General features: G+C 73.9%; 13 protein-coding genes. All 13 read left to right on the top strand.

The genetic code is table 11. The annotated features are described in order from the left end of the window. The first annotated feature begins 394 nt into the window (after positions 1–394). On the top strand, positions 395–649 hold the full coding sequence (locus AC5LUJ_RS00675; protein ID WP_250291335.1) for a hypothetical protein: 255 nt from the start codon (positions 395–397) through the stop codon (positions 647–649). A gap of 6 nt (positions 650–655) precedes the next feature. After that, complete coding sequence (locus AC5LUJ_RS00680; protein ID WP_250285222.1) at positions 656–1,198, top strand: hypothetical protein; 543 nt, start codon at positions 656–658, stop codon at positions 1,196–1,198. A 140-nt stretch (positions 1,199–1,338) separates the two neighbouring features. Continuing rightward, on the top strand, positions 1,339–1,752 hold the full coding sequence (locus AC5LUJ_RS00685; protein ID WP_250285221.1) for a hypothetical protein: 414 nt from the start codon (positions 1,339–1,341) through the stop codon (positions 1,750–1,752). Positions 1,753–1,811: 59 nt separating this feature from the next. Continuing rightward, positions 1,812–6,092 carry a peptidoglycan-binding protein gene (locus AC5LUJ_RS00690; protein WP_250291333.1) on the top strand — a complete coding sequence of 1,427 codons (4,281 nt, stop codon included), beginning with the start codon at positions 1,812–1,814 and terminating at the stop codon, positions 6,090–6,092. 26 nt (positions 6,093–6,118) lie between these two features. Beyond that, a complete protein-coding gene (locus tag AC5LUJ_RS00695) occupies positions 6,119–6,631 on the top strand; it encodes a hypothetical protein (RefSeq protein WP_250280527.1) in 513 nt (170 codons plus the stop codon). Continuing rightward, the gene (locus AC5LUJ_RS00700) at positions 6,628–7,704 is read left to right on the top strand and encodes a hypothetical protein (RefSeq protein WP_250280524.1); all 1,077 of its coding nucleotides are present in this window, start codon (positions 6,628–6,630) and stop codon (positions 7,702–7,704) included. The genes AC5LUJ_RS00695 and AC5LUJ_RS00700 overlap by 4 nt, the downstream gene beginning before the upstream one ends. Positions 7,705–7,740: 36 nt before the next feature. Beyond that, on the top strand, positions 7,741–8,541 hold the full coding sequence (locus tag AC5LUJ_RS00705; RefSeq protein ID WP_250280523.1) for a phage baseplate assembly protein V: 801 nt from the start codon (positions 7,741–7,743) through the stop codon (positions 8,539–8,541). Between the two features lie 9 nt (positions 8,542–8,550). Further along, on the top strand, positions 8,551–8,883 hold the full coding sequence (locus AC5LUJ_RS00710; RefSeq protein ID WP_250280521.1) for a hypothetical protein: 333 nt from the start codon (positions 8,551–8,553) through the stop codon (positions 8,881–8,883). Between the two features lie 22 nt (positions 8,884–8,905). Next, positions 8,906–9,379, top strand: coding sequence for a hypothetical protein (locus AC5LUJ_RS00715; RefSeq protein ID WP_250291331.1), 474 nt, complete (start codon positions 8,906–8,908; stop codon positions 9,377–9,379). After that, the gene (locus tag AC5LUJ_RS00720) at positions 9,376–11,007 is read left to right on the top strand and encodes a baseplate J/gp47 family protein (protein WP_250280516.1); all 1,632 of its coding nucleotides are present in this window, start codon (positions 9,376–9,378) and stop codon (positions 11,005–11,007) included. Before AC5LUJ_RS00715 ends, AC5LUJ_RS00720 begins: the two co-directional genes overlap by 4 nt. A 3-nt stretch (positions 11,008–11,010) precedes the next feature. Continuing rightward, positions 11,011–16,122 (top strand): hypothetical protein, encoded by a 5,112-nt coding sequence (locus tag AC5LUJ_RS00725; protein ID WP_250280515.1) that lies wholly within the window; start codon positions 11,011–11,013, stop codon positions 16,120–16,122. 58 nt (positions 16,123–16,180) lie between these two features. After that, positions 16,181–17,116, top strand: coding sequence for a hypothetical protein (locus AC5LUJ_RS00730; protein WP_250280513.1), 936 nt, complete (start codon positions 16,181–16,183; stop codon positions 17,114–17,116). A 106-nt stretch (positions 17,117–17,222) separates the two neighbouring features. Continuing rightward, positions 17,223–18,479, top strand: a 1,257-nt coding sequence (locus tag AC5LUJ_RS00735; protein WP_493464312.1) for a hypothetical protein, incomplete at its 3' end; no start/stop codon positions are given.

Below are 18,479 nucleotides of genomic sequence, written 5' to 3' on the forward strand. Positions count from 1 at the left end.
TCCACCGGCTCCACCGGGTCCGTCGGCTCCACCGGGTCCACCGGGTCCGTCGGGTCCGTCGTCCCGCGGCGCCGCCGGCGGGCTCGGCGGCCCTGGCCGGCGGGCGGACGGTCGTACCCAGTGGCTTGCTGACCCCTCCGTCCTGCCTACCGGCCAGGGTGAATGGCCGGACGATGCCGGCGGCCGATCCATGCCGCGATCCATGCCGGGCGTTTCTCGACCCGGGTGGAGCATCGACGGCGCCAGGCAGCGGCGTCCGAACCAGGCGGGCCAACCGGGCCGGCCGAACCAGGCGGATCAGGCGACCGGGTGGGCCGAGGCTCCGGCCGGGCCGGCGGGCTCCGGAACCGGGCCGGTGGGCAGGCCGGGCCCATCGGGCCCATCGAGCCCGCCGATGCCGGCCCCGCACCCGGCGGTGAACGCACCGACGGCGTCGGCCCGGCTGGATCCCGCGCCGGTCATGACGGCGTCGCATCCGGCCCTGGTCGCGTCCGCCGGGCTGCCGGTGATCCCGGTGGCCGGGGCGTCCCTGCGGCGCGGGGCGGAACGCGACGCCACCGGACCGGACCTGCTGGACGACGCGGAGCTGACCCGCCGGATCGCCCGGGTGCTGCAAGACGAGGCCCGCCGGCACGGGATCGAGGTGTGAACCGGTATGAGACCGATGCTGGACGGCCTGGAACTGCCGCACGTGCAGGAGATCGGCACCTACGACCGGCGCGTGCTCGCCGAGCACCAGGCGCCGGGAGGCGACGGCAGCCAGCTGCAGGACCTGGGCCGGCGGCCGACCCGGGTGGCGCTGTGGGGGGTGGCGACCGGTACCGAGGCGGCGGGGTTCATCGACGAGCTGCAGCAGAGGTTCCGCTCGGGCTCGGCGCTCCCTTTCGTCGCCGACATCACCACCGACGCCAGGATCGACAAGGTTGTGATCGACGACCTGCAGCTCCAGGAGCTCGGCGGCCGTCCGGAACGCACGGCCTTCGTCCTGAGCCTGCGCCAGTTCCTCGAGCCCGCCGAGCCCGCCGGCCCGGCGACGGCGGCCCCCGACGTCCTCGGTGACGCCACCGAGCTGATGGACCGGCTGGTGGACGGGCTGGCCCTCGGCCAGGCATTCGTCACCGGCCTGGAGAAGTTCGTCGAAACCCTGTCGCCGTTCGTCGAGCGGATCAGCACGCTCAATGAGCTCCTCACGAGGTGAACTCCCGACCGGAGGTGAGAATCCCGACCGCAGACGAGTTCTCGGCCGCACATGAACCACCGCACATGAACCACCGGACGTGAGAATCCGGACCGAGCACGAGCTCCCGACAGATACGGACTCCCAGCGGAGGCGGCACGGTGGCCACCAACCTGTTTGATGACCTGAAGAAAGCTCTACAGGACCTGAAGGACTTCCTCAACGCGCACAAGGGTCCGGTCCAACAGGCGGTGCACGCGCTGAAGGCGGTCGGCCTGCCGATCGGGGACCTGCTCACCCAGCTGAGCGGCCTGCTGGCCAGACTTCAGACGGAAATCAAGAATCTCGACGTCTCCGGGGTTCCCGGGCTCAGCGACATCTCGGCGTTCACCGGCGGCGTGCGGTCGGTGCTCGACGCGGCGAAGAAGCTGCTGCCCGGCGACGCCGACGCCATCGGCGAAGTGGAGCGGATTGTCGACGTGGTCAGCAGCCTGCCGTCGCTGGACCAGGTGAAGACGGAGATCATCGAGCTGATCGACACCATTACCGGCATCCTCGGCGAAATCAACAGGTGAGCCTGACCGGTATCAACGCGCAACCGGTGTCAACACGCAAACGAGCGGGAGGGATCGCGGTGGCGGTGAAGCCGATGCTCGGCGACCTCGAGCTGCAGCTGGTCGACGAGATCGAGTCCGACCAGGACCGGGTGCTCGAGGATCACCCGGTACCCGGGCTGGAGGGCGATTTCACCGCGGATGCCGGCCGTCGCAACACCACGGTCACGCTCACCGGGGCCATCGCCGGCGAAGAGGCCGCCAAGGATCTCGCGGCGCTGCGCGAGAAGTTCCTGACCGCCAGCCCCGTCCCGTTCGCGGCGGACATCGCCACCGCCACCCGGGTGCAGGACGTCCTGGTCGAGGAGATGGGTGTGCGGGCGCTGGCCGGCAAGCCCGAGCTGTACGAGTACGCCTTCACCCTGCGTGAGTTCGCCCCCGCGCCCGCGGTGCCGACACAGCCGCCGCCGGTGATACCGCCGCCGCCGATCCCGCCACAGGTGGGTGTGCTGGAGGTCGAGGTCGTCGTGGCGGGCCGGCCGGACTTCGACATGAGCGCGGTCACCGTGACCGTCGCCGGCACCCGGGCCGACGGCGGCGCGCTGGACCGCAGCCTCACCACCCGCACCGGCAACGTGTGGACCGAGACCACCTTCCCGCCCGGCACCTACACCGCCCGCGCCACGGTCACCGCCCCGCCGTCCCTGCAGGGCGAGGCCGCCGCGGTCGTCCGGCCGGGCGCGCTGACCCACGTGACGATCGTCCTGCGTCCGGCCCCGCTGCTCGCGGCCACCTTCGTCGTCCACTTCCACTTCGACAACGCGTTCGTCGAGCCGTGCATGCGCACGGTGCTCTCGCAGGTGGTGGCCTACGCCCGGGCACACCCCGACGAGCGGCTGCTCGTCGTCGGCCACACGGACCTCACCGGCCCACCCGGATACAACCAGTCGCTGTCCGAGCGCCGGGCCCGCGCGGTGTTCGCCATGCTGACGGCCGGCAACGACCAGGCGGCGGCCGACGCGGCCCGGCAGGAGTGGAACCAGCTGCGCAAACCGCATCCGGCCGGAACCGTGCGAACCCTCGCCGACGGCTGGGGACGCCGCGAGCAGCAGTGGATCCTCCAGGACCTCGGCCGCTACCAGGGCAACATCGACTACCGGGACGACGCCGGCACCGTGACGCCGCCGCCGGAGAACGCCGAGCTGACCCGGCAGGCGGTACGGCGCTTCCAGTCCGACCGGGGGCTGCCGCAGTCCGGCACGGTGGACGAGGCCACCTGGGCCGCGCTGATCGACGCCTACCTGGCCCGCGACCCGCTGTCGGTGAGCCCGGCCCGGCTGCTGCCGAACGCGTCCACCGGCTGCGACGGCGGCCCGCTGAAATGGCTGGGCTGCGGCGAGAGCGACCCGGTGGACGACACCCCGAAGGCCGAACGGCGCAACCGCCGGGTGGAACTGCTTTTCGTCCGGGCCGACCGTCTGCCCGCCGCCGTGCGCCAGCCGGACACCTTCGACCTTCCCGCGCCGGGGGCGGTGAGCCCGAGATGGTGCCTGAACCCGGCCAGGACGGTCAACCGCACCTGCTTCGTCCGCCCGTACCCCCACCCGCAGAACCCGCGGCCGGGCTCCGGGGACCCGGACCCCGCACCCAAGGAGATCTGCACGGCTCCGGACGCCGAGCGTTTCTCCCGCCGGCCGGCCGAGCCGGGCAACGTCCAGGTGAGCGTCCACATCCACTTCGAGGACGGCACCCCGCTGCCGGACACGCCGTTCGTGCTGATCGCTCCGGACGGAAGAATCATGACCGGTGAGCACCGCGAGCGGACGGACGCTCTGCGCGGTTGGCCGACCGCGCGCCGCACAGGGCCCGATGGCCGCTGCGCGTTCGCCGATCCCGCCGGAATCGGCGTCTACACCCTCGAGGTCCGGGCACCGGTGGTCGTCCGGCGTAAGGGCGAGCCGCTGTCCGCGGCAAAGGGCAACGTCGTCTGCGCCAGGCTGGCGGACCCGGCGTCGGTGCTCGAGGCCGTCGTCACCAGCCGGGCCGCCGCGGCCGTCCGCCCCGGCATCAGCGCACCGGCGGCGGTCGTCGTCCGCAGGCCGGGCTGCAACCCGCGCCGGCAGCGAATCCGGCTCGGCGTCGACACCGCCTTCACCGGCTCCGGGACGTTCACCCGCTCCGGCGACGCCGTCCGCTTCTTCGACGCCGCCGTCGCCGGCACCGAGCTGGCCTTCGACGGCACCGACAACGTCTTCACCGCCGCGCGGCTGCTCGCCGGCGCCGAGGTCTTCGCCGAGGGCAGCCGCGCCAGCACCGCCGTGGACGACGTCGTGCTGCGGCTGGCGCTGACCGTGGACGGCCAGGCCGGGCACACGGCCGAGGCCGCGATGACCGCCGTCGAGCTGACCCTCGACGTCTGCGCGAGCCGGACCGCGGCCGACGCCGATCCGCCGCCGCTGACCGCCGCGGCGAAGCTGAGCCCCGGCCGTTTCCTGCACGTCGCGCTGCCCGATCTCAGCCATGAGCGCGCCATGCTGCTCGTGCGTCCGCCGGTGCCCGCGGGCTTCACCGGCGATCTCGTCCTGACGCCGGTCACCGACGGGGTGCGGGCGTTCACCGAGGAGGTGCCGGCCGCCGGCCAGGTGGCGGTGGCCACCGCGGCCGCACCGCTGGTGCTGGCGGCGGTCACCCCCCCGGCCGGCCGCCGGTTGTTCGCCGAAGGCGTCACCGACAGCCCGCTCGGCGCCGACACCGGCTTCCAGCTGGGGCTGGCCGGCGTGGAGCCGGAGGGGGACCGGGTGACCGCGACCGTCGGCCGGCTCGAGGTGGTCGACACCGCCACCGCGCAGGCGCCGGCGGCCGGGTTCGTCCGGATCGGCCTGTGGGACCATGCCTTCGACGCCGCCGGGCAGGTGGTCAACCAGGCCACCGAGGCCGCCAACTTCGTCGGCTCTGACACCAGGCGTTTCTACTTCCGGCTGCGGGACGCGTCGCGGTCCGGCAAGGGCGCCACGGACATCGAGTGGCGCACCGTGCGGGACAACGGCGACGACTTCTCCTTCCGCTACCCTTCACAACCCGTTATGCCACCCGGCGACCGGGGCCTGACCCTCGTCGAGTCGGCCGCCGGCTCCGGTGTCTTCATCTCCCGGGCCGTGATGCTGGTGACCGACGAGGACGACCAGAACCAGCCCACGCACAGTGGCCTGCCGGCGGGCGTCCCGGCTGCCGGGACGGTACCGGGCCGCGGCCAACGCAACCACCGGCTCCGCCCGGCGGACGTGCGCAGCCAGGTGGTGTGCACCTATCCCCAGCCGGGCGTGCCCGGGGTCAGGGCCGCCCGGACGACGCCGGTCTTCCAGCGGCCCCCCACCGGCGCCGACGAGCGGCGCCGGCTGTCCTTGCAGATCTTCGTGCTTAGGCTCGGTCCGGGCCGCAACGATGGAGTGGTGAAGACCGAACCAGCTGATCCGATCTTCACGAGGGACCTGCGGGTGGTCGAGGAGGCATACGCCCGGCTGGGAATCGAGGTCGAGACCGTCGTCGGACAGGGCGCGGATGCGAAAGACGTCAAACAGGAGAACCGCCTGGTGTCCGACGAGACCGTACGGCTGACCGGGCCGGCGGCGTTCGTGCTGCTGCGCCCGCCCGTGGCCGACGACCCGCGTAACACGGTGGTGCGGTACCGCGGCGGGGCCGCGACGAGGCTGAGAGTGGTGACCGGCCGGGCGCCGGGCGCGGGTGAGGCCGCGCTCGATCTCGCCACCGGCCGGCTGACGCTCCCCTCGCCGCCCGCCCCCGGCGACCGGCTGGTGGCCACCTACGTCAGCGTCGGTCACCGGGTGGTCCTGATCGCACCGCCGCCCGGCGTCGACCCGGCGGCGGTGCGCTACGACCTGGTCGATCCCGCCAAGGACGACGAGGCGACGATCGGCGCGGCCCACCCGCCACTGGCGGACCCGAACGGCCCCGGGCTTGCGGGCACCATCCGGGTGTTCTACACCGGCGGGCTGCCGACCCGGCACAACCTCGGCGAGTCCTGGACGGAGATCAACTATTTGGGCACGAAACCGCAGGTGGCGGCATGCTTCGTTGACGGCCCGAGGATGACGCCGTATGTGCTGGCGCACGAGATAGGTCATGTCCTGACGGACAAATCCGGCGCTGTGCACGGGGGCCACTACGCGCAGCCGGCCGCGCCCGCGGGCAACCAGCTGTTCGTCGCCCAGAACCTGATGAACGGCGCGCCCCTGCCACCCGCGAGCGTCACAGGGACCAAACGGCTGTGGGACGTCCCGGACGCCGACGGTGTCAACCAGTTCACCGCGATCCGTGGCTCGCATCTCCTGCGTGCCTTCTGACCGTGCAGACCCGAGTGGAGATCCGGATGAGCCTCGAGGACGAGGTGCACGAGCTCGTCGAACTCCTCGAGACCGAGGATCTGGTTCCGTTCGCCGCGATGACGGCCTTCGAGCGGTTCGGCGAGGCGGCCAGGAACGAGGTCGTGGCGCGCACGGCGCGGCAGTTCTCCCCGCCGCCGTCCGGACGGCTGCTGGCCCAGCTGCCGCAGATCGTCACCGATGTCTCAAGACCGGCGCTGACCGGTATCTACCTTGCCAACCTGCGCTCACCGGACCCGCTGGCCCGGCTGTCCAGCCTGACCGGCCTGGTGGCCCTGGAGTATCCGCAGGCCACGGACCTGGCGTTGGCCGCGCTGCGCGACGGCACCGACCAGGTCGTCGCGGCCGCCGCGCGGATCCTGCTGCCGGCGGCGGAGCACGACGAGCGGCTGCGGGCGCTGCTGGCCGGCGTGCACGCCGACCACCGCGGCGACCCGGCGTTCCACCTGACGACGACCCTGCTGGCCGCGCACGGCATCGGGCCGGGGGAGGTCGCATGACCGCGCTGCTGCGGCCCGCCTACGTGCTGACCTTCCGCGAGCCGGGCGGTGACACCACGGGCGGCGGCGCGGCAGGCGGGGCGGGCACCGCCGGAGCGGGTGGCGCCGGCACGGTCGTCGACAGCCGGGCCGTGCCCGGTGTCAGCACCGTCAGCGAGCTGCGGGTGGAGCTCGGGATGGCCGGGGCGGCGGACCGGGTCACCCTCACGATGGGCCGGCTCGCCACCTTCCGCCCGCAGCCGGGTCAGCGGCTCGACGTCGCGCTCGGCTACACCGAGGGCGACCAGCCGCGGCAGGTCGTCACCGCGACAATCGTCGACGCCGATCCGGACCTGCGCACCCGCCGGCTGCTCGCGCACGGCGCGGCCGAGGCGTTGCTGCACACCCGGCTGGACCGGACCTTCGAGAGGAGCACCGCCGGCGCGATCGTCACCGAGCTGGCCGCCGCGGCCGGCGTCACGGTGGCGGCCGCCGATGACGGCATCCTGTTCCCCGCCTACGTCGTCGACGCCCGGCGCAGCGCCTACCGGCACATCGGGGAGCTGGCCGAGCTGTGCGGCTTCGACCGGTACGTCGACGAGCAGGGCAGGCTGGTGTTCGCCCGGTTCACCGGCGGGCGGACCGCGCACGTCTTCGAGTACGGCAGGCACATCCTGGCGCTGCGGGCGGACCGGCGGCCATCGCGGGCGACCAGGGTCACGGCGCTGGGGGAGTCGCCCGGTGCCTCCCGCGGCGACGATTCCTGGGCGTGGCTGGCCAAGGATCTCGCCCCGTACACCGGGACGGCCGGTTCGGGCGACGCCGTCCTGCTGCTCGAGCGCAGCGCGCTGCGCACGGCGCGGGCGGCGCAGCAGGCCGCGCAGGCCGCGCTGACGGAGCTCCGCCGGGAGTCGAGCGTGGGCGAGCTGCTGGTGACCGGCGCGCCCCAGGTGCGGCTCGGTGACGCGCTGCGGATCTCGGGGGTGCCGGAGCGCGGGATGGACGGCACGTACCAGGTCCGGTCGGTCACCCACCAGCTGCGTAAGGACAGCGGGTTCACCACCCGGGTCGGGTTCCGGGGGATCGGGACATGACGATGCGGCGAGGACGAGGACGAGGACGATGCGGCGATGAGCATGATCGTCAATACCCTGCAGGAGATCATCCGGCACGAGCTGCGCGGCATCCGGGTGAACGAGGTCGGCTTGGTCGAGGCCGTCCACCCGCACGCCGACACAGCCGACGGCGACAACTACGGCTGCGACGTCCGGCTGCGTGGCGGGCTGCTGCTGCGGCGGGTGCCGATCGCCACGACGCGCATCGGCTCGGCGGCCGTCCCCAACGTGGGCGACCTGGTGCTGCTCGCCTTCGACCGGGGCGACGTCAACGCGCCGATCGTGGTCGGCCGGCTCTACAACGACGTCGACCGTCCGCCGTTGAACAAGCCGAACGAGGTGATTTTCCGGCTGCCGCTGGCCGGAGCCGACGACAGGACGGTCAGGGGCGCCGTCCGCACCACCGACCGCGGCACGCCGGCCCGCGAGCTGATCTTCGAGCTGCCGCCGAAGATCACCGTCCGGGTGACGGACGCCGCCGTGCGGGCCACCGCGGGCAGGACCGAGCTGCGCCTGGACCAGCCGGACGGCGGGTCCGGCACGGTCACCGTCGTCGCCGGCCGAACCAGGATCGTGATGAACCAGGACGGCGACGTCACGGTCGAGGCGGCCCAGGCCATGACGCTTCGCGCGACGGGCTCGCTCACCCTCGAGGGCGCCAGTGTCGCGATCAAGGGCACTGGCGACGTGACCGTCGAGGCCGGGGGGTCGGCGACACTGAAGGCCTCCGGGACGGCCACCGTGCAGGCCGCTGGCGCGACGACCCTGCAGGGCGCGCTCGTCGCCATCAAGGGCGTCACCTCTTTCTCACCGTGAGTGCCGACGATGCCTGGACCTCCCGTCTCCCTCGGCTGCGCCGTGATGCTGACTCCCGGACTGTCGGGACCACCCGACACCGGCACGGTGACGGCCGTCTTCCCGCCCTTCATCACCGCCGGTGGGATGCCGCTGGCCGTCACCGGCTCGCTGTGCCTGATGGTGAACTCCGTCTGGGGCTTCCCGTACCCGCTGGTGATCGGCCCGGTCGCCAGCTCGGGTGTTCGCGTCGGTGGCCGCGGACTGGTCCGGGCCGGCGACCGCATCCCCACCCCACCCGGCGTCCTGCTGATCATCGGGCCGCCCGCGGCGCCCTACGTCATCGACCAGTGGCAACCATGAGCGCGACAGGACGGAGGTCGCGATGACAAACGCCGCCGAACCCCGCTGGGGAAGCGACCTGCGGTTACTCGACGACCTGCGGCTGGCCGACGACCGCGGCAGGGGCAGCGACCTGTTCACCGTGCGCCGCCCGCAGACCGGGCAGGACGACCTCGAGACGCTCTCGGCGCTGGACAACCTGCGGCAGGCGCTGCTGCTGCGCTTCCTCACCGAACAGGGTGAGCTCGCCCTGTTCGGCCACCCCGACTACGGCTCGCGCCTGCACGAGCTGGTCGGGCAGCCCAACACCGAGTCCACCCGCAACCGGGCCAAGATGTTCACCCTGCTGGCGCTGACCGCGGAGCCGCGGGTCGCCCGGGTGCTGTCGGTGGACGTCGCCACGCATCCCCGTCAGCGGTGGCGGATCGACATCACCGCACGCCTGCTGCCCGTGCACGGCGACACCCCGCTGAACCTGGTCTTCCCGTTCTTCCTCGACAGGACGGGGGCGGCATGAACCCGGACAGCGTCTTCCTCGTGGACCGGCCGTTCCAGGACATCGTGGACGACATCCTCACCGCGGTCATCGGCGGGGTCGTCAACGAGGAGATCATTTTCGATCTCAGGCAGGACCGGTACCCGCTCACCCGGCCGGCACTCGACATCCGCGGCATCACCGGAACCGTGCTGGACACCGACGGCGAACCCGGCCGCTACACCTTCCAGAAGCCGGTCGACTTCGTGTACGACCAGCCCGGCAACGTCGTCGTCTGGCAGGACGGCGGACGGCGGCCGGCCGACCTGAGCACCTTCTACGTCGACTACGCGCTGCCCCCGGACGACCGCCCCTCGCCGATCACCGACATCAACGTCGGCAGCGTGACCCGCACGCTGGCCGAGGCCGTCGGCCGGGAGATCGCCACCGTCTACGAGCAGATCAACCTCGCCTACCGGGCCGGTTTCCTCGACACCGCCACCGGTACCGCCCTGGACCTGGTGGTGGCGATCCTCGGAATCGCCCGCAAGCCCAGGCAGCTCGCGGTCGGGCTGGTGACGTTCTTCCGCGCGGCCGGAATCGACGGCAGCATCACGATCCCGGCCGGCACCGTGGTGACCACCGCGGCGGCGAAGGCCCGGTTCGCCACCTCCGAGCAGCGCACACTGCAGCGCGGCCAGGCGCGCATCGACGTCCCGGTGCGCGCGGAGGCGGCCTTTGCCGGGGACGCCGGCACGGTACCCGCCGGGGCCGTCACGGACATGCTTGCCCCGATCGCCGGGATCAGCCGGGTGACCAACATCGACCCGACGATCCTCAGCGCCGAGGGTGAGACCGACGAGCAGCTACGGGCCCGGGCCAAGGCCGTCCTGCGCTCGCTCGGCCAGGCCACCCTGCCGGCCCTGACCCGGGTGATCTCCGAGGGCGGGGGCCGGCCGGTCGAGGTCTGGGAGGGTGAGAACCCCGGCCCCACCAAGGCACCCCTGGGCACGGTGACGATCCTCGTCGAGGCCGAACCCGAGCGGATGCCGTCGCTGCGCGCCGCCGTGCACGAAACCCGGGCGGCCGGCGTGCAGGCGGCCCTGGTCGCCCGCTACGTCTTCTTCACCCCCCGGCTGGCGGTCGTGGTCAGACCGGGCCTGACCGCTCAGGGCCGGGAGAAGATCGTCACCTCGATGATCGCCAGGGTCCAGGCCTACGTCGACACGCTGACCAGCGGCGACCGCGCCGAGGGCAGGCTGCTGCTGGATGCGGCCGCCACTAACCCGGCCGGCGGCCGGGACCCCGACATCGTCTCGGTGCGGGCCGCGGATGTGATCACCTGGCGTCCGGACCTCGGCGGCCCCGGTGCCGAACCGCTCACCGACGCCGTGCTCACGGCGCTCGCCGGTCTGCCCGCCACCGCCGACGAGACGGTCCGGCGCGCGGCCGTCGAGGCCGCCGTCGGCGCCACCGTGCCCGCGCTGCCACCCACCGGCCGGCGCATCCCCGACCACGGCCTGCTGCGGGCCGCCGACGGCAGCCCGGTGACCGACGAACAGATCGACAGCGGCGACTTCGTCGTCGACCCCACCGTCGGTGACGAGTCGTTCTGGGTGGTGCTGGACATGCAGCCGTCCGACGTGGCCGTCCGGACACAGGGGGAGTAGCCGATGCCGACCAAGACCGACCGCATCCTCGGCTACCTGCCCGGCACCTTCCGGGCGGCGGCGTCCCGCTCGGCGCTGCGGGCCGTCGTCGACGCCTTCGGCGGGCAGCTGCAGCTCGGCGAGAACCTGCTCGCCGAGGTGATGCAGGCGCACTGGGCCGCCTTCGCCGACCGCGGCGGCGCCGCCGTGACGGATCTGCGCGCGATCGGCGCGCTCTACGGGCTGGCGCCCCGCCCCGACGAGACGGTCGAGCCGTTCCGCGAACACCTGCTGCGTCACGTGCGCACGCTGCTCGAGGGCACGGTCACCGTGCCCGGGGTGCTGCGGGTGGCGGCCGATGCGCTCGGGCTGACCATCGACACCGCCCCCGGCCGGCTGGACACCTGGTGGCGCCGCCCGGACGACCTGCTGGTGACGGTGGAGGCCGACCCGGCCGACGCCGCCACCGTGCTGCTGGGCGTGCCGAGCCTGACCGTCTCCGGCCGACCGGCCGGCCGGGCCGAGATCCACGGCACCCCCGACCTGCGCGGCGGGGCCGACCTGCGCGAACGGCACCTCCTGTACGTCGCGCTGGACGGCGGCGCCCCCGTCGTGGTGGACGTGGGCCAGGGCGCGGCGGACCCCGCCGCCGTCCCGCTCGGACACGTCGTCACCCGGCTGCGCGCGGAGCTGGGCGACAGCGCCGCCCGCGACGTGGCCGGGCGGGTGGTGCTGAGCAGCCCGACGTCCGGACCCGAGTCGCTGCTGGAGGTGCGCGAAGGACCGGACGACGCGGCAACGGCCGTGCTGGGCCTGCTGCCGCTGAGCTACCGCGGCACGGACGAGACGGCGGCGGCCCTGACCGCCACGGTGGACCATGCCGGCGCCGTCGACCTCACCGACGCCCGCTACCTGCGCCTGCTCGTCGACGGCGTCCATCCGGCCGAGGTGGACTGCGCCGGCGCCGACCCCGCGCACACCGCCCTCGACCACGTCCGCGACGCGATCAACACGGCGCTCGGGCTGGCGGCCGCCACCCACGACGGGCGGCGGATCACCCTCACCTCACCGACCAGGGGCGCGGCCAGCACGATCGAACTGCAGCGGGCGGCCGCCGAGGACGCCGCGCAACGCCTGTTCGGCCTGCCCGCGACCGTCCGGACCGGGCAGGACCCCCGGCCGGCGCAGGTCACCGGCACCGTGGACCTGCGCGCCGGCGCCGACCTCGCCGAGGCGCCCCTGCTGCGGCTGCGGGTCGACGACCTGCCCATGGTGACCGTGAACTGTGCCGGCGCGGTACCGGAGCGTACCCGGCTCGACGAGATCGTCACGGCGGTCAACGCCGCCGTCGGCACCGAGGTCGCCGCCGCCGTCGCCGGCCGGCTCCAGCTCACCTCGCCGGGCACCGGCGAGCTGGCCGAGATCGTCCTCGAGCCGGTCGGCGCCGACGCCGCCCCGACGCTGCTCGGGCTGCCACCGCGGTTCGCCGAAGGCGCCGCCGCGACGGCGGCCCACGTCACCGGCATCGCGGACCTGTCCGCGGGCGTGGCGGTCCTCGACCGCTACCTGTTCGAGCTCGCCGTCGACGGCGGCCGGTTCGTCCAGGTCGACCTGCGCGGCGACGGCGCTCGGCGGCTGTCCCTGGACGACCTGGTCGACCGGATCAACCAGGCGCTGGCCGCGGACGCCGCCACCGCCGCGGGGGCTGCCGGCGGCGCCGGCGGTGCGGGTTCCGCGGGCGGTCGGGACGCCGATGTCGCCACCCATGACGGTGAGCACCTGGTGCTGCGTTCCCGCCGGCCCGGCGGCGGCAGCCGGCTGGCGGTGCGCGGGGTCTCCGTCGAACGCCGACGGCGGTTCGTCACCCGGGCGTTTGTCACCGGCGAGGCGGCTATCACCCTGTTCGGTGTCGAGCGGGCCGACGCCCGCGGCGACGACGCGAGCCGGGCCGCCGTGACCGGCGCCGTCGACCTGCGTCCCGGTGTCGACCTGTCGACAGCCCGCTACCTGCGGATCGCCGTCGACGATTCCCCGCCGGTGGACGTCGACTGCGCCGGATCGCGGCCGCGGGCCACCGTCCTGGACGAGATCGTCGCACGCCTGAACGCGGCCCTGTCCCCGACCGCCGTGTCCCCGACCGCCGTGTCCCCGACGGCCGTGTCGGTGCCGGCTGTGTCGGTGCCGGCTGAGTCGTCGCCCGCCGAGCCGGCGCCGGACCGGCCCCGAGCGGGCCGGCCGCTGATCGGCCAGCCGCCGCCGGTCGCCATGCACGACGGCCACCGGCTGACGTTGCTGTCACCGACGGCCGGTCCGGGCAGCCGGATCGCCTTCGAGGTGCCCCAGGCCCAGGACGCGCGGCGGCTGCTGCTCGGCGAGACCGAGATGTCCGCCCGTGGCCGGGACGCCGGCGGGGTCGCCTTCGTCGGCGTCAGCGACCTGAGCGCCGGGGTGGAGCTGCCGCCGCACGCGGCGCTGCGGATCGGCGTCGACCATGCCGATCCCGTGCAGATCGCGCTCACCGGCGACCAGGGCGGCCGGCGTTCCCTGGGTGCCCTGGCCTCGACGGTGAACGTGGCGCTCGGCGGCAGCGTCGCCTCCCACGACGGGACGCACCTGGCGCTGGTCTCGCCCAGCCGGGGGCCGGGCGCCCGGCTGCGCATCGAAACGCCCGAGGGCGCGGACGTCACCGACGCGACCGCGGCGGTCCTCGGCGTCACGGCGCGCACCTACCACGGCGGCGAGGCCGAGCGGGCCAGGATCACCGGGCGCGCCGACGTCGGCGGGGCGCTGGACCTGCGCCGTGCCCGCTATCTCGTGCTGTCGGTGGACGGCCGGCCGGAGGCGACCGTGGACTGCGCCGCGCAGGCCGCCGACCCCGGACAGGTCGGGGCCGCCGACGTGGTGGCGGCCCTGACCTCCGCCCTGCCGGACCTGGTGGCCTCCGTCGTCGACAACCGGCTGGTGCTGGAATCCGGGCTGGCCGGGACGGCGGGCCGCATCGCCGTCCCGGCATACACCGGCGGTGACGCCCGCGCCCTGCTCTTCGGGCCGGAGGTGCCGGCGCAGACCAGGGGGGCCGCCGCCCAGCCGGCTGTGATCACCGGTACGGTCGACCTGCTGGCGCCGGCCGACCTGGCGCTGCGCTCCAAGCTGCTGCTGCGGGTCGACGGCGGATCGCCGCGGGAGATCGACGTCGCGGGCGCGGCGCCGGCCCAGACCACTCTCGCGGAGGTGGTCGCGGCCATCGACGCGGCGCTGCCGGGGGTGGTGTCGGCAACCGCGGACCAGCGGCTGCGGCTGACCTCGCCGACCACCGGCCCCGGCAGCCGGCTGGAGATCCTCCCGCCGCGCAGCCTGGAGGTCGTCGAATACCCGCCGGTCCAGCGGACGCTGCCGACCAGCTGGCTGCACCACGGTGACCAGGTGACCCTCGACAACGACGGTGCCGGCGACACCTGGCTGACGGTGCGGGTCGAGGCGCCGCACGGCAACGGCGGGCCGGCCCTGATCGAACGTGACTCGGGCCGGATCGTCGCGTTGCTGCGCCCGCTGGCAGCCGGGGAGGCGCTGACCCTGTGGCGGGCGCCGGACGGCTTCGTGCGGGCCCGGGTTGCCGCGCCGGCGGGAGCGGAACCGGTCGCGGTGGCGCCCGGCGAGCTGCGGGCCGGACACCTCGGGGCGTGGGCCCGGGTGCCGAGCCTCGCCGCGCCGTGGACCGGTCCGCGCGGCGTGCCCGCTGGTGGCCTGCAGCTGGACAACCCCTGGGCGCCGGCCGTCGACCAGGTGCTGCCCAAGGTTACCGGGCTGAGCGTGGAGGTGTCCCCGGCTGCCCTGAGTACCAGCGGCTTCGACGCCGACCGTCCGGACGGGGACCCGGTGGAGCTGACCGCTCAGCTGGTGCGGACCGACGATGAGGACGGCTGGGCGCTGGCGGGTGCCGGCGGCCGCCGTCTGGTCGCGGCGCGGCCGGGCGGCGAGGTGTCACTTGCCGAGCACGCGGGGGCGGTGGTCGGGGTGGCCGGTGTCCTCCACCGCGCGGATCCGCCGTTCGTCCTGGTGACCGCCCTGTCCCGGCGGTTCGACGTGACGCTGCGCCCGGACGCCCCCGCCGACGGCGGCACCGCATCCGCCGGCACCGGCACCGCCGACGCCGAGCGCTACCTGGACGTCACCATAGGGGAGCTGGCGGCCGGTTCGGGGTCCTCGTTCGCGTGGCAGGTGACCAACGGCGAGCGGCCCTCGCGGCTCGCCCGCGTCCGCCGGGAGCGCAAGGGCGACGCCCTGCTCCTCGAACGCGGCCGCAGCCGGTGGCAGGTGCTCGAATGCACCGGCAGCCGCCTCGACAGCGCCGTGTTCGCCGGTCCGCGGACCGCCCCGGACGACCTGTCCGCGGACCGCTTCGCCGGTGGGCCGTGCCGCTGGCCGGCCATCTTCGACGTCAGCGGGTATGCGCTGGACGGTGAGCCGGCCCGGGAGACCTTCGCCGCGGGCGGGCCCGCCGGTCCACCATCCGGCTGGATCTTCAGCTGGCCCCGGCACACCCCGGGTGCCTTCGAGGTCAACCTGCCCGCGGATCTCCCGGCCCGGTTCGGCGCCCGGTTCGGCGAGGCCAGGTTCGCCAGCGACCCCGACCGGCCCGAGCTGTACGAGCGCGCCGTCACCGAGCCACCGGGCGACGACGACAACCTCGTCGAGCTCGTCAACGCGCGCTCGGTGCTGCTGCGGGCCGAGACGGTACGGACGGTGCCGATCGGTTTCACCGCCCAGGCCCTGCCGTTTCGCGCCCCGCGCTATCTCAGCGGCGGCTCCGGGCCGGAGCACGCTCGGCTCTACCTGCGCGAGCAGGGAGCGGAGGGCTTCATCCTCCTGCGGGCGCGCGAGAACGGTCCGGCCGGAAACCTGATCAATGTCAGTGCCCGGCCGGCCGGCCCGGCCCGGTTCGACGTGTCGGTGGCCACGGACGGTGCCCGGTTCGAGTCGGCGCGGGCGATCGTCGCCGGGCCGGCCGCGTCGCTCACCGGCCGCGCCACGATCGAGCCGTCCCCGCTCGGCGTCACCGAGGCGAAGGCCGCCGGTGTCCGGGTGGCCGTCACCCGTGATCGCGGCGGGCCCCGGCCCGCGACACCTGAGCTCTGAGCTCTGACCGCCGGCCTGTCGAGCCCCACCCGTCCACCTTCGACCCCCGGAGCAACCCGTGACCGACCAGAACACTCCCTACGTCAGCTACAACCCCGGTGACCTGATCACAGCGGGCGACTCGATACGGCTCCAACTGTTGATCAAGAAGGACATCGGTGATCAGATCAAGGCTGCCATCGATGGCCTGACCAGGGTCGCGCAGGCCCAGGACGCCGAGAAGCTCGCCGGCCTGACCCCGGACGCTCTCGCCGCGCAGGTCCTGGAGTACGTGCAGCGCCAGCTGCCCAAGCGCACCGGCTACCTCAGCGTCCTGCGCCGCCTCGAAGTCGGCAAGGAATCGGTGATCGACCACCGGCTGGGCGCCTGGCCGCTGGTGAGCGTCTTCCAGCTGGACTACTTCCGGGTCGTCGCCTCCGAGGACGGGCACGTCTTCAACCCGTTGGCAACGTTCTACCTGCATCACAGCAGCGAGAGCCGGATCCGCTTCCGGCCGGAGAACACCCCGGCCAGCGATCTGGAGTCGGTGGACGTCGATCCCGTCGCCGGGCATCCGTACCACATTCCGTGGCGTCACATGCTGGAGCTGTACGGTGTCGAGACGCCGGAGGACGCCACGCTCAGCGAGGTGGAGAGCGAGTTCTGGAGCAGGTTCAACGCCGCCCCGAACGACCGGTTCGACGACGACCAGTACTTCCACTCCCCGTGGTTCGACCGTTGCTGCGGCGAGCGCCGGACCGTCCGGCAGCTCTCCCGGGACTGGGACAACATCTACTTCCAGATGCGTCCGCGGCTGACGCTCAACCTCACGGGCACCGGCGAGCAGGAAGGCACCTCGGTCCTGCCCCCGCCCGCGCCGTCGGAGGTCCAGGTGGTCCAGTTCGGCCTGCAGTCGATCGGGCTGACCCTGCTGAAGGCCCCGCAGCTGCCCGCCAGCCCCCCCACGGACTTCCCCACGGAGCACCTGAAGGTCCTCGTCCTGCTGAAGGTCTGACCTGGCGTGCGGTCCGCGCGAGCCGGAAGCCCGAACGAGCCGGATGAGCTGAACGAGCCGAGGGTCTGGGACGATGCGACGGAGTGAGCGTTTCGACGGTGCCGGTGTGCCTTTCGAGGGCGACCGCACCGTGTGGCTGCGGTCGATCCCGGCGGGAGCGCGGATCAGCTCCGCCGTGCTCACGCTCACTCCCGTCGCCGCACCCGGCGCGCCGTTGTTCGAGGAGGTCATCGCGTTCACCGGCGACACCGGGACCTGGGGGGCGACCCGGTCCAGCGGCGGCACGGCCACCCTCCGGTGGGCCGAGCTGGACTTCCACCAGCGGCGCACCCTGACCCGCATCCGCGGCGGCGACCTGACCGGTGCCGAGCTGCAGGTCGACCTCGGCGGCGTCTACATACGGCTGAACGACCGGGGGGCGCCGCTGATCCCGGACGATCACCTCGCCGGGGTGCTCACGCTGGCCGCCGACGGAGCCGTCCCCGGGCTGGCCGCGGCCAGATTCAAGATCACCCGCAAGGGCGGGCCGCTGGCGGTCAGCCTGGTGACCCTGCGATCGACACCGTCCAACCTCGTGGCGCGGGCCGGCTCACAACCGGCGTTGTGGTCCCGTCCCGGCGAGCTGGTCCGCCGCGAGAGCACCCCGGACGTCGCCGCCGCGCTGCAGGCGGCGCTCGCCACCGCCGAGGTCGAGGACGGGTTCTACCGGCTGCCGCTGACGGTCCACTCGGACACCCTCTGCCGGCTGGATCTGGAACTCGCGGTGGAGTTCACCGTGGCTGCCGCGGTTCTTCCCGGCGGCATCACCGAGGCCACCGTCACCTACGGCTACGCGGGCCTGCCGCGGCCCGGTGCGGTGCCGCTGCGCCTGTCGGTTCCGGCCGGCGCCCGGCTGGTACCCGCCCGCGCGCGTTCGACGGCGACCGGCGCCTTCGCCGCCTCCCGGGTCGGCCATGGTCCGACCGGGGCGGTCAGCCCGGCCGGTGTCCTGCCGCTGACCGCGGACGTGTCCCTGGCCTGCCCGGTCGTGGTCGCCGACGATCTGGTGGTCACGGCCGTCGACCTGCTCGTGGCGGCGGGGACGCCGACCGCGACGGTGCTGCTCAACGTTGTCGCCGACACCGACGGCAAACCCTGGAACGAGCCGTTGCTGCCCCGTCCGGTCACGGTGGAACTCGAACGTGGCGTCGCCGAGGAGACGCAGTGGGTCAGCGCCGGGCTGGATGCGGCGTTCACCTTCCACGCCGGGCGCCGGTACTGGCTGACGCTCCAGATCGAGCACGGGGAAGCGGCCTGGGCGGTGTTACCCGCCGCTACCGCCCAGAGCGCCCCGGCCACCCCGGCGAATCCGGCCACCCCGGCC

The organism is Protofrankia sp. CiP1_Cm_nod3, from assembly GCF_982290655.1.

Coding starts and splice junctions, on each gene's coding strand:
- AC5LUJ_RS00715 (WP_250291331.1), top strand. CDS start 8,906: ATGACAAACGCCGCCGAACCCCGCTGGGGAAGCGACCTGCGGTTACTC.
- AC5LUJ_RS00720 (WP_250280516.1), top strand. CDS start 9,376: ATGAACCCGGACAGCGTCTTCCTCGTGGACCGGCCGTTCCAGGACATC.
- AC5LUJ_RS00695 (WP_250280527.1), top strand. CDS start 6,119: ATGAGCCTCGAGGACGAGGTGCACGAGCTCGTCGAACTCCTCGAGACC.
- AC5LUJ_RS00675 (WP_250291335.1), top strand. CDS start 395: ATGCCGGCCCCGCACCCGGCGGTGAACGCACCGACGGCGTCGGCCCGG.
- AC5LUJ_RS00705 (WP_250280523.1), top strand. CDS start 7,741: ATGAGCATGATCGTCAATACCCTGCAGGAGATCATCCGGCACGAGCTG.
- AC5LUJ_RS00725 (WP_250280515.1), top strand. CDS start 11,011: ATGCCGACCAAGACCGACCGCATCCTCGGCTACCTGCCCGGCACCTTC.
- AC5LUJ_RS00710 (WP_250280521.1), top strand. CDS start 8,551: ATGCCTGGACCTCCCGTCTCCCTCGGCTGCGCCGTGATGCTGACTCCC.
- AC5LUJ_RS00680 (WP_250285222.1), top strand. CDS start 656: ATGAGACCGATGCTGGACGGCCTGGAACTGCCGCACGTGCAGGAGATC.
- AC5LUJ_RS00700 (WP_250280524.1), top strand. CDS start 6,628: ATGACCGCGCTGCTGCGGCCCGCCTACGTGCTGACCTTCCGCGAGCCG.